The 12,407-nt window shown below is 37.1% G+C and carries 11 protein-coding genes; 2 read left to right on the forward strand and 9 right to left on the reverse strand.

Going from position 1 to position 12,407, the window contains the following annotated elements; translation table 11 throughout:
* Positions 1–31: 31 nt before the first annotated feature.
* From pstB to H4K33_RS05780, 5 genes are all read right to left on the reverse strand, one after another.
* The gene (gene pstB, locus H4K33_RS05760) at positions 32–778 is read right to left on the reverse strand and encodes a phosphate ABC transporter ATP-binding protein PstB (RefSeq protein ID WP_182647520.1); all 747 of its coding nucleotides are present in this window, start codon (positions 776–778) and stop codon (positions 32–34) included.
* The gene (gene pstA / locus H4K33_RS05765) at positions 768–1,625 is read right to left on the reverse strand and encodes a phosphate ABC transporter permease PstA (RefSeq protein ID WP_182647521.1); all 858 of its coding nucleotides are present in this window, start codon (positions 1,623–1,625) and stop codon (positions 768–770) included. Before pstA ends, pstB begins: the two co-directional genes overlap by 11 nt.
* A complete protein-coding gene (gene pstC / locus H4K33_RS05770; RefSeq protein WP_182647522.1) occupies positions 1,615–2,505 on the reverse strand; it encodes a phosphate ABC transporter permease subunit PstC in 891 nt (296 codons plus the stop codon). Before pstC ends, pstA begins: the two co-directional genes overlap by 11 nt.
* A 1-nt stretch (position 2,506) precedes the next feature.
* Entirely contained in the window at positions 2,507–3,370 is an 864-nt protein-coding gene (locus H4K33_RS05775; RefSeq protein WP_182647523.1) for a substrate-binding domain-containing protein, read from the reverse strand.
* Between the two features lie 235 nt (positions 3,371–3,605).
* Positions 3,606–5,804, reverse strand: coding sequence for a fibrinogen-like YCDxxxxGGGW domain-containing protein (locus H4K33_RS05780; protein ID WP_182647524.1), 2,199 nt, complete (start codon positions 5,802–5,804; stop codon positions 3,606–3,608).
* Positions 5,805–6,274: 470 nt separating this feature from the next.
* Between H4K33_RS05780 and H4K33_RS05785 the strand changes: the two genes are divergently transcribed.
* Positions 6,275–7,375, forward strand: coding sequence for a hypothetical protein (locus H4K33_RS05785; protein ID WP_182647525.1), 1,101 nt, complete (start codon positions 6,275–6,277; stop codon positions 7,373–7,375).
* A gap of 112 nt (positions 7,376–7,487) precedes the next feature.
* Here H4K33_RS05785 and H4K33_RS05790 read toward each other — a convergent pair whose 3' ends face one another.
* A complete protein-coding gene (locus H4K33_RS05790) occupies positions 7,488–7,982 on the reverse strand; it encodes a hypothetical protein (RefSeq protein WP_182647526.1) in 495 nt (164 codons plus the stop codon).
* A gap of 111 nt (positions 7,983–8,093) precedes the next feature.
* Positions 8,094–8,888 carry a hypothetical protein gene (locus tag H4K33_RS05795; protein WP_182647527.1) on the reverse strand — a complete coding sequence of 265 codons (795 nt, stop codon included), beginning with the start codon at positions 8,886–8,888 and terminating at the stop codon, positions 8,094–8,096.
* Positions 8,889–9,323: 435 nt separating this feature from the next.
* Here H4K33_RS05795 and H4K33_RS05800 point away from each other — a divergent pair, with 435 nt between their 5' ends.
* Positions 9,324–10,766, forward strand: a complete 1,443-nt coding sequence (locus tag H4K33_RS05800; RefSeq protein WP_182647528.1) for an NAD(P)/FAD-dependent oxidoreductase — start codon at positions 9,324–9,326, stop codon at positions 10,764–10,766.
* A gap of 160 nt (positions 10,767–10,926) precedes the next feature.
* On the opposite strand, the gene H4K33_RS05805 is transcribed toward H4K33_RS05800, so the two are convergent.
* Positions 10,927–11,571 carry a hypothetical protein gene (locus tag H4K33_RS05805; RefSeq protein WP_182647529.1) on the reverse strand — a complete coding sequence of 215 codons (645 nt, stop codon included), beginning with the start codon at positions 11,569–11,571 and terminating at the stop codon, positions 10,927–10,929.
* Between the two features lie 68 nt (positions 11,572–11,639).
* The gene (locus H4K33_RS05810) at positions 11,640–12,311 is read right to left on the reverse strand and encodes a DUF4328 domain-containing protein (protein ID WP_182647530.1); all 672 of its coding nucleotides are present in this window, start codon (positions 12,309–12,311) and stop codon (positions 11,640–11,642) included.
* Positions 12,312–12,407 lie beyond the last annotated feature (96 nt).

Genomic DNA, 12,407 nt, shown 5'->3' on the forward strand with positions numbered 1-12,407 from the left:
ATTTTCATTTCATGCCTTAGCATGGTATTTTTTATCCAAAAACTCCATTGATGTAATTCTTCGTCATTTCGTGTTTGGGATTTTCAAAGATGTCTTGTGTCAATCCGCTTTCTTTTACTTCACCGAGATACATAAAATAGGTATGATCCGCGATGCGTTGAGCTTGTTGCATGTTGTGTGTTACAATTGCAATGGTATATTTTTCTTTTAGATGGAGAATTAACTCTTCAATTTTAATCGTACTCACCGGGTCCAAAGCAGAACAAGGTTCGTCCATTAAGATTACTTCCGGACGCAGCGCTACTGCTCTAGCAATACAAAGACGCTGTTGTTGTCCTCCTGATAAACGATGGGCGGGCATTTTTAAATCATCCTTTACTTCATCCCATAAAAAGGCTTCCGTTAAGGCTTTTTCAATCACACTCTTATCATGCGGAAGGTTATTGATTTTTAAGCCATAAGCGATATTGTCGTAAATGCTTTTCGGAAAGGGATTCGCTTTTTGAAACACCATACCAATGCGCTTTCTAATTTCCGTTACAGGTATATTTTTTGCGTAAATATCTTGATCTTCTAGCTTGATTGAACCTTGTATTTTGGCATAAGGAACCAAGTCGTGCATGCGGTTAAAGCTGCGCAATAAGGTACTCTTTCCACAACCCGAAGGACCGATTAAAGCCGTGATTTTATTTTCTTCAAATTGTACACTTACATTTTTTAAAACGTGTTTGCTTCCAAAGCTAATATTTAAGTTGTCAGCAGATAATTTAGTTTTCATTTTTTCTGAATTTATAACGGATATAAAATGCGCTTAGGTTTAATAAAAATACCACAACAATCAAGACTAATGCTGTTCCATAGGCAATGGGTCTTACTTCGTCAATGGATTGATGCTGGGTAGATAACATGTATAAGTGATACGGCAATGCCATGAATTCTTGATTGAGGTATCCATTGGTATCACTGATGTAAAAAGCTGCTCCAGTAAATAGGATAGGGGCAGTTTCTCCAGCGGCTCTAGATAAGGTTAATACAACTCCTGTTAATATTCCAGGAACGGCAGAGGGAATCACTACATCTTTGATGGTTTCAAATTTAGTAGCCCCCACAGCTAAAGCGGCTTCACGTGTACTATTTGGAATTTGCATTAGGGCTTCTTCTGTTGTGGTGATAATATAGGGAAGAGAAAGTAACCCTAAAGTCAATCCAGCAGCTAAGAGAGAAGTTCCCAATTGGAGTGTCTGAACGAATAAGGCCAATCCAAATAAACCATAAATAATAGAAGGCACTCCTGATAAATTTCGGATAGCCGCGCGAATGATACGCGTTAACCAGTTGTTTTCTGCATATTCATTTAGATAAATGGCACAACACACACCAAAGGGAATACTGAATAAAGCAGTGATTAACGTAATTAAGACCGTTCCAATAATTGGGGTTAAGATTCCTCCTTTAGTCATTCCCTCTTTGGGAACGCTAGAGATGAATTCCCATGAAAGGCTTCCTGCTCCTTTGCTTACAATTTCCAAAATAATGACAACCAAGAAAAAGCAAACAATAAGCGTTGTTCCAACTAGGGTTCCCCATTCGATAATAGAAGATAATTTAAATTTATTAAGCTGCATGATATTTTCTTAATCGGTTGATAAAATATTCTCCCACAAGATTGGCAATTAACGTCATAAAGAACAAAACAGTCGCTAAAGCGTATAATCCGTAGTAGTGTGTGGTTTGGTAAGGTACCTCACCCATCTCAATGGCGATGGTTGCAGTCATGGTTTTTACCGAATCGAAGAATCCTTTGGGGATTAAAGCGGCATTACCTGTTGCCATTAGTACCGTCATGGTTTCTCCGATAGCACGTCCTACACCTAGCATAATGGCGGAGATAATTCCTGGAGCTGCTGCAGGGATAATCACTTTGCGAAGGGTTTGCCACTTCGTAGCTCCCACACCATAGCTTGCTTCTTTGTAGGTTTTAGGAACCGCGTGAATCGCATCTTCCGCAATAGTGATAATGGTTGGTAGAGCCATTACGGCTAGTAGAATCGCACCATTTAGGGCGTTTAATCCATTGGGTAAACCGGCCATATCCGCTAATCCTGGACTCACAACCACAATTCCCAAAAAACCAATCACTACAGAAGGAACAGCGGCAAGCATTTCAATCGCAGGTTTCAAGATATTTTTGAGTCGTGTTCCAGCATATTCAGAAATGAAAGCTGCAGTACCAATTCCCAAGGGAATTGCAATTAGCATGGCTCCAAAAGTAACAAGCGTTGTACTCAAAATTAGTGGTAGCATACCATAAGCTGGATTTTTTGCTGTTGGATTCCATTCCATTCCCGTAATAAAATCGAGCGGTTTTACTGCGGTAAAAAAGGAAATCGAATTGTAAATCAATAGCGCTAAAATTCCACCTAACAAGCAAAGAACTAATAAGCCCGTTGCTTTAAAGATATATTGAAAGGCAATATCTAAACTTATTCTAACTTTATATTTCATTTTATGGTCGTTCTATGATGTAATATCCATGATCTTTAATCAGCTGTTTACCAGCTACACTGTTTTCAAAGTCGATAAACGGCTTTACCTTTTCCCAAGAATCCTCCAGGATAAATTGATATAATGGACGTTGAAAAAAATAGAGACTGTTGTTGATGGCGTGTGCATCAATAGGAGAGTAGGCAGTTGAGGTAGGAGTTTCTTTGATACTCAATATCTTAACCGTTGGATTAGTAGCGGTTTCATGTGAGATATAACCGGCACCTACATAGCCAATACCCGATTTATCCGTTTTGATTCCCTCTAGAATCTGAGCATTACCCGTCATTTCTTTAGCTGCATTAGAAAATTCTATTTTGAGCTTCTTCTTAATGAACGAATGGGTTCCTGAACTACTTTGGCGTCCGTATAGGTTGATGGGTAAATCTACGTCCGTCAGCTGGTTCCAATTGGTGATTTCACCTTTCATGATCTTGGCTAGTGTTTCTAGGTCAATCACATCGATGGGAAGATCTTTGTGAACGACAAAAGCGGTGGCATCTTCTGCAAAAATTACCGTTCTTACCTTGATTTTTTTGTCTTCAAATTGTTGAATTTCCTTCTCCGATAAAGGACGAGAAGAATTAGCAATATCTGCCTGACCGTTTAATAAAGAGGTAATTCCGATTCCCGATCCCCCTCCAGAGATAGCAATACTAAAATCGGCATCTACTTCGGTGTACTTTTCTGCTAAGTTAACTGCAAGATTAACCTCCGTATCCGATCCTTTCATCTTGATCGAATGATTCTTGTCTCCACAGGATAACAACAGCAAAGACGAGAGAATAAGCAGATTTTTTCGTGTTAGAATGTATAGCTGTTTCATTGGCACAAAAAACAGCGTTTCTTTTAACGTAATGGTTACTCTAATATTATCAATGTGTTAAGAGTATATTGAAATGAAACAAAATTTAATGTAGAATTCGCACTGTAGTTAAATGAGCGGACAAGTAAAACATGATCCAATTGTGCAGAAAGTAGATTGGTTTTTTCAATCAAAGAAAAAGCGCTAACTAGTACAGGAGACTAGTTAGCGCTTTTTTATAACGGGGAATTAATTTTTATTTCACCCAATATTGAACAATTCTACCTTCATAAACACTCGAAGTACCAATTCGATTAAGTCTATGTGGTCTCCAGTTTGACCAGCCTGCTCTACAGCTACTTGCTCCACCAAAATCATCTGTACTGTCACTACAAGTTCCAATGTGGTGATTTAATTGTGCTTCTGTATTCATGTAAAGACCAAACAAGTCATTGATATCGTATTTGCGGAAGATAAACGAGTTTCCAGCTCCTGCAGTTCCCGAAGGATAAACATAGGCAACTGTAGTAGACGTATTTCCTGCATATCCCAATGCTCCATAAAAACCAGTAAAGAATCCTGATTGACTATACATACCTGGAGGATTAGCAGCAAAACGAACGCTATCAAAATAGTAGTAATAGTCTGGGCTTGTTGTACCTGACTTAACTAGTGTTTTTCCGAATATTTTACCTTCTGAGGTGTTGTTACTTAGCGATCCTGCAAAATTTGAAGTTGCTGGATTACCCGTTAAAGTAGTAACGTTCCAATAGTTGTCTTGTGTCCAACGATCGTTAATTGGCGCTACAGTTGTACTTTCAACCTGTTGATAGGTTGCATTCGGATCGGTTGTATGTCCTTTTTCCTTAATGGTAAATCTAAAGTGTTTGGTAGCTCCCAAACTGCTTCCTACATTGTTTACCGTTGCTGAAGGTAAAGAGAAGTTATACTCGTTAAATTTGCCGTTTAGGGTGGTCACCATTCCTCGTCCTGGTTGACTTCCGATCGATTCATTTTGACTCTTGAAATCGACTAAAATGAATTTCTCCGACATTGATTTAACCAAAGTCCAACCACCATTGCTCATATCACAATACGTTTTGTACTTGTTGCTCGAACCATCTTGTACCCAATAGTAGCCATCAGCGGCAGTCGGGTTTTCATTGAGAATCTGGATGCATCGATCCGCTGGTTGAACAAAAGTACCTCTTCCGCTTTTGGTTTGAATATTAAATGAACACTGAGCAGCAGGAGAAGTTGGGATCGCAAAGGTATAGGTTGCATTTCCTACAGCCGATGGAGTTCCCTGTGCATAAAAGCGAATAGACGTTGTAGCGTTGGTTATATTAATCGATCCTGTCGAGAATTTCACTCCATTAATTGTAGGTGTTTCAAGTAAAATAGAACCCGTAGTAATCACATTGGTTACAGGAATATCTACATAATGACCACCTGTAACCGCTAAGTTTGCATAGTAATCACCTGATACAACAGCCTGACTACAGTTCATGTTAAATTGTGTTGAGGCACCAAGCACTGTTATTTTGGGCAAACTACAGTTGGCTATGACATTAACTCCGTTAAATTTTACCGTAATATCATCAGTTGCAGGTCCATTTATAGGAGATCCTTGTCCTTCAAGTACCACAAGTTGATTTCCAGTTTCTGTAAAAACACCAGAGCCAGAGAACGAATAACCATTTCCTGTATGAACTAAGATTTGGTAGGTTCCTGGTTCTGATATATTTAAAGATAAAGTATACGTGTTGGATGTGTTTAATGCTGTTCCTTGTGTATAGGTTCCTTGTGGTCCAACAGGTGGATCACAGTTCAGGAAGGTAAATTGCGCAGGATCATACGTACCACACATACTTAACCAGCGTTTAACCTGACCATCGTAATAGTTTAAACAGTTGGTTGTTGTGTTGAAAATCATTAAACCATTCGCTGGATTTTCCATGTTGTTTCGTTGAGTTGTCGATAAGCGCGGAATTAATATCCCTTTGGTATTGGATGTTATTTCTAATTGCGCGTTTTCATCAATCATATTGGTTCCGATTCCAATACTTCCATTTTGATAAATGCTTTCGTGATTCATCGAAGCAGGAAGACCTGTCTCTACAGACATCCAAGGCTCAGAATCCATTAAATGCCACATGCCTGTATAGGCATTAAAGACATAGAAGCCAGGATTGTAAATATAAGAAGTTGCTGAAGTTTTTCCATCCATATCTGTCACATAAACCATGGCACCATGTTGATCTTCTCCATACTTGTCAATATCAGCGTCTAGCTGCTCTACGCTTACACGTGGCAGCAATAATCCATTAGGAGGACCAACTGATGTAGTTTTAATTTCCATACTCACTTTAGGATCTCTAGTATAAACACCCACTTGGGCAAGTGCACTAAAGGTAAAGAGGATGGATAATAGAATAAATACTTTTGTTTTCATAAAAAAATGTGTTTTTATTCAAAAATTATTTTAAATTCTAAAATTATTATATTTTTATGTTAAAAACAATGTATGTAATTCTTTTTGTTAAATAAATAAAAAAAATATGTAAATCTGTTGAATTATAGCGAATAAAATCGCTAAATTGGTATTTTAGGATGTTAAAAAGTAAATTTACTATAGAATGTGTTGTTCGTTTGAAGTAAATTTTATAAGAAACTTGCTTCTATTTTTTAATCATTGTGTATGAAATGCGATTTTTTTACGAACTAATGCTTTGATTATGATGAAGTTTGTTTTTTGTGCTACAAGTTTACTTGCTCTTTGTTGCAGTGTATGGAATTGCTTTTGCACTAGTTTATCTCCATGTTTTAATTGCTATATTCGCTTGAATTACCTAATCATCGTTGCTTTTGCTATTTTAGACTTAATCATGTATCGCTTCAGGAACGATTAAAACAAGAGATTCTATGAAGAAATTTTTCTTACTTATTTTACTATTGTTGTTACATCCTTCGGTGAGGGGACAAAATAACGATATTTGGACTGCTTTTTGGGCTGCGGATAGTATACATATCGGTTATAAAAATGAAGCTGGAATTATTCAAATCGAACCCAAGTTTATGGGGGTTACATTAGCCCAAAAATTTGAACATATTATTGCCGTATCAGAAGAAGTAAATGGAGCGTGGCAAAGTTATTACCTCACCAAAGAGGGAACCATTGCAGGAAGAGATAGTTTGTATATTTTCGATAATGGAGCCGATTGTGAAAGTGAGGGTTTTATTCGTTTTACCGATCCTACTACTAGACAAATAGGATTATTTAATCGCAAGGGTGAAGTTGCTATTTCTGCTGAATACAATGCATTATCAAGAGTGAGAAATGGGATGGTTGTGGGCTTAAGGGGAGCTGAGAAACGCTATTGGGACAAAACAAATCACGCAGGTTGTAATCACTTCAGTTGGTCGGGTGGAGAAGAGGTGTTATTAGATACACTAAACAACGTGTTAGTCGAAAATTTTGAGCATAAAAAAGCACTTAACTTTTTTTCACTTGAAAAAAGCGAATCTCCCTCTACGGATTCTAGAAGAAAGAGTTTTTTGGCAGTTGATGGCAAAACCTATTACTCCTTTGTGGAGTATGAAGAAGAATTTAAACAATGGCTGTTCAACGATCTGTTTGTTGATTTAACGGAAGAAAAGTTACTAGCGGTTTCTTATAAAACTCTCTTTTGGGAGTCTGCTACAGGTTGGGCTAATTCACCAAGTGATTCATTCATTAAAACTAATTTTGCAATACTGAAAAAGGGATTGTTGGAAATACAAGAATCCAAGTGCGATTATTTTATTACTCAAGATGGTCTCAATCCATTTATGTATGAAGGCGCTGAATTTGAAATGTATTTTAATAATTGCAGAGAAGCGAAAGAAGGGCAGTATCCAACAATGACGATTGTGATTTCGCATCAAGATAAAAAGAGCTTTACACAAAATCACTTTGAGTTTTTGAGAATGGATGAAGGCTATCGATTGATTGCTGTTACTGTGCGAAACAAGAAAATAAAATGAGATTCAGAAGAGAGGAATTAACGCTCTTTTGAACCCCATTTTTAGTTTCTGTGCTATTTGTTTGATAAAAATTGAGTTGAACAATAGTGATTGCATCGATCCATCAAAAAAACTACTGTACTTCAGTAGCTTCACCCATGCCTGCAAAAATAGCTTTTTCAAAGTCTAATTGAGCATCGGTAGCTACTGTATGATCTTTTACAATGGCAACGTTGACAACTGTTTTATTTGCGCCTTTTTGCAAGGGTGCACCTTGAAATCTACCACCCACGATAAGATAATCTGTATGTTGAATAGGAGTTGATTCTGATTCACTATATGCCAAACTTTTATCTAGTTTGAGCAGGTAATACTCACTGCCATCTGAACCTTGCAGTTGTTTGATGATTGAACCATAAACTTCTTTTCCGTCTGTAGAGTAGTTCTCTAAACCACTTTCTCCTTCGATCGTATTCAGTTTGAGTTTATAAGGATTAAATTCTTGGTTTGCTGTCATTTGTTCTGAATTTTGAGTTGTTGATTCCGTAGATAAACTGCCCTCTTTTTTCTTGACGCATCCGACAAATAAAAAAGCACTACTCAATAATAAACTAGCTGTTTTTTTCATTTTATTTTTTATTTAAAACACTTCAGTAAGGTACTATACCTCATTTTTTTTGATGTATATTGTCTTGTGCCTTACCCTATATTTGGCGTAAAACAACAGAAGATAGGTGTCTTATTTTCCAAATAGATTTTGCCAAAATCCCTTTTTCTTCTTTTCAACGACTTCTTCCGGTGTAGTTTTTACATATTCTACGTTGTGTAGTATTTCGTTTTCAGCTAAGTTTTCGTCTGTTTCAATCTCTTTTAATTGCTCCAATGCTGCTGCTTCATACAACAACGCTCCTTCTGTGTCGCAATTGAATAAATTAGAATAACACGTTGATTCATTGAGATCTATAGGGTTGGGTTCTATTACTTCAGTAGCCTCTAGCAGACCTAGATTATGCTCTTTAGCATAGGTTAAGGCACGGATAAAAACGTTGATTCTCCCATGTGAATAAAAATCGTCTAACTCCTTTTTCAAACTGTCATTCGACTGGTAATCTGCTAGTAGTTCCACAACATTTGCTGCTGACATATAAACACCAGAACTGTAGTTTTCACTTATTTCATTGAAGATGGGGTTAGGAAGCTCAACGGTTAAAACTTCCTGCCATGGGGTTGTGTATTTTTTTAACAAAGGATTTTCCTGCATTAGAAAAGAAAAGGCAGAACCTCGGGTGTAAAAGAACGTTCTGAAAAAGCCTTGAATTACGGCTAAAAAGTACCCATGCGTTTTGTCAAAAATGGCTGTAGGAAGCGTTTGTTTAGCTACGTTGAGGGTATCTTTGTATTTCTCTATATAAAAATCATCCATTTGATGTTTTTGTGATAACTCCTCAAGAGTTGAATCGTCTTGAAGCAGATCAAAATACCATTCTTGTATTTCTTGTTCTTTTATTGGGTGGTAGCTTATGTCAAATCCCATAGTTTATTTTTTTTGTGTTACTGAAAAATCTTTCTTTTGTATAGGGCGATAAACCACATATCTATATCTAAAAAAGACTTAAGCTAAGGTAATTAACATTTAGTATTTTTAGAAAATAAAATAGAGGGAAATTAATAAAAAGGTAGAGGATATGTTATTGTATTTTGAAATAGGGAGGACCAGTAGTTTCTTTTGTACAAAAGTTTTCCAAACAAGTCAGTATTAGTCTTTAGTGATGAGGAAAAGTAATGCAAACCACCTTAAAACAGCTATTGAATCAAAATATCGAAACATTAACACAGATGGCCTATATCATTTATTTTGATATCCCCATTATTTGCTGTTCGTTTGTTGTAACTTTGTTGCTTCGACTGACTCCCAATCGTTTAACTATTTGTTTTTCTTCGTTTGGGTGATGAAAACGATCAAAAGAGAATGAAGAAAGAAAAAGAGGAAAAAGAACTAGTACATTGGACGGTATGTATAAGCTGTCATGGCCTTGGAAAGAAAAACAAAGGACCTAGAAAAAAAGCGAAGTTGACCAAACAAATACCAGTTCATTCCATGGAGGGTAAAGGGCTTTTGCCTTCTTATCTTCACACTTGTTCTAAATGTGGAGGATCGGGTATTGTTCCTGCTCCTTTTCCTCCAACTCCAACGGAGAAATACCCTCATGTTGCTATCATTGGTGGCGGTATTGGCGGCATGGCATTAGCGGTCGCTTGTTTACACCGTGGAATTCCCTTTACTTTGTTTGAACGCGATGAAAATTTAGTTGCTCGTTCTCAAGGGTATGGACTCACGTTACAACAAGCGAGTAAGGCTTTGAAAGACTTTGGTATTTTAACTCTAGAGGAGCAAGTAGTCTCTACCAAACACGTAGTTCACCAAACGGATGGAAAGATTCTCGGTAGCTGGGGACTCCGAAAATGGCAACTTTTAGACCAAAATACAGCCCCAAAAAAGAGCAATATCCACATAGCTCGTCAATCCCTTCGCTTAGCCTTATTCAATCAATTAGGAGAACAGCCAAAGGTAGAATGGGGACACCAATTACTCGATTACAATCCTGTTGCAACAGATGAAATTGAATTGACATTTCGAGTGAATGGAGCCATTAAAAAAGAGAAAGCAAATTTAGTTGTAGGTGCTGATGGAATTCGCAGTTCCGTTCGTCGATTGAGCATGGGAGAAGAAGTCACACCGCTGCATTACTTGGGTTGTATGGTTATTTTAGGGATTTGTCCTTTAACCGCTGTAAAGGATTTGACAACCAGTACGTTGTTAGATTCTATGACGGTTTTCCAAACCGCCAATGGTCAAGATCGCATCTATATGATGCCTTACACGCATGATTCAGTGATGTGGCAACTTAGTTTTCCTATTGAAGAAAAAGAAGCGATTGCCTTATCGCAATTGGGGTGTGAAGCGCTCCTAGCAGAAGCTTCTAGAAAGACCCCATGGCATGATCCCATTCCGCAGATTGTTCAAGCTACTTTACCCGCTAAAGTTTCGGGTTATCCTGTATATGACAGAGCATTACTAACCTCTGAAAACTGGAAGGAAAAAGACGCTATTACACTTTTAGGTGATGCAGCTCACCCCATGAGTCCGTTTAAGGGACAAGGCGCAAACCAAGCATTACTAGATGCTTTACTCTTAGCTCGCATGATTACTAAAGGATGTGCAGCAACACCATGGAGAGAAAATGGTTTAAGAACTACGGTATTAAACGACTTTGAAGCGGCTATGATCGCACGAAGTGCCGAAAAAGTAAAGGGCTCGGCTCAAGCCGCTCAACTGCTTCATTCCGCTTTTGTTTTAGAAGAATGCGATCAACCTAGGGGTTCCGTTGTAAAATCAAAAAAACAAGTGTAGAATTCGAAACAAGAACTAATAGGGGAGAGACCGCAATTTAGTTTGGAATGCCTCGAATGATAACTTGGAATTTTATGTTTTTTGATTTTGCAGCTACAAAACCAGTCCTAAATGAAGCGCGAAACTTGCTGCTTTTGCAAACTGCTGTTGGTAGATGGTTTTATCTTTTTACTTTAGTATTGTCATATTCAATTTTTCTACTGGTGTCATTAATTGCCTTATTCCAATCTACAGCTGGTTGTAGGGTTTTTAGAGCATTAATGTCTTTTTCATAATTATTTTCATACAAAACTCGGATATCCTTTACTTTTGAATGTTCATTGACAATGATGTTGCCAACGTAGGTGATTTCTCCTTTTTTAACATCAAAAGGAATGGAAAAACCATCTAAATAATCTGTTCGTTGTAGTGCAGGGAATCCACTATTTGTAAATAGTCCTAGACTTGAAATTTCATATTTTCCCTCAGGTCTTTCGAGTGTAAATAAATAGGTTAATCCATTGTCTAATTCGCCCTTATGTTTCATTTTCCAAATTTGTTCTGGGCTTATATGTATTACAGTTGATTTTTTTCTGGCAATTTTCTTATCGGTATCTTTTGAAGTTACTCCTATGAGATATCCATTAAATTTAGCTTTCTCCTTTGGAAAAGTTATTGAACCTATAAGTAATCCATTTTGAGCTGTTTCTTCTTGAAAATTCATCGACTTTTTTGAAAGTCCTGAAACTGCACAGCTTTGGACTAAAATAATTGTTGAAAATAACGCAACTGATAATGTGATAAATTTGAATAACTCCTTTTTCATTTTGTTTAGATTTTTTCTCATTTCTGGTTGATTCTTTTGGCAAAATAGCTGCCCATAGTATTGTTGGATCAATCGTTTAGGGGCTCTTCCTCAGTTTTTAATAGCAAAGGCTCCACTTTCGCATAGTTACTAATCACTTTTATGGTAACTAAAGCAAGAGGTATACCTAGTAGGTTAGTAACCATACCGATTAGTGTACTTGTCGTTAACTCGTCGATGGTTTCAGCATTTTGTGTGTAACGAAATACAAATTGTCCTAATAGATTACTTGCAATCCAAAGCAACCACCATGATCCTAAGAGTCCTGTACTGAGATTTAGATTGAAGGTGATTTCTTTTTTGATTAAAAGGGCTTTTGTTTCAACATATAGTTCTTGCATGATCTGATAAGGTCTAAACAAACAAAGAATTGGAACAAACCAACTACCTGCTGCCCAGCCTTCTGAGTGAGATAAATTACTAACTCTTTGATGTAAATTGTAATACGCACGTCTGAACCATTGAATGAATGTTACTGCTGAGATGATATAGGTGATCAAATAGAGTAGGCCAATTATTTGTTCTCTGGTATCATTGGCATTAGCTCTTTCTATTGAGATTTCACCTCCATTGGCGACAACTTGTAGCAAGTCATATTGAAAATACCCAGAAATTAACGATATAACTTCTAGTATCAACATTATCCAAATTAGGATAATTGCATTTTTAGCCCTTTGTTCATTAGGTTTTAATGTATTCATTCCTATTATTGCTTCTTTTATATGTTTGTTCCTTGACAATTACTGCCTTTTATAAGCTTAGTGTTTGCGGTTAAAAATTGAAGGTAATAACCTTGC

The organism is Myroides sp. WP-1, from assembly GCF_014145635.1.
Taxonomy (GTDB): domain Bacteria; phylum Bacteroidota; class Bacteroidia; order Flavobacteriales; family Flavobacteriaceae; genus Flavobacterium.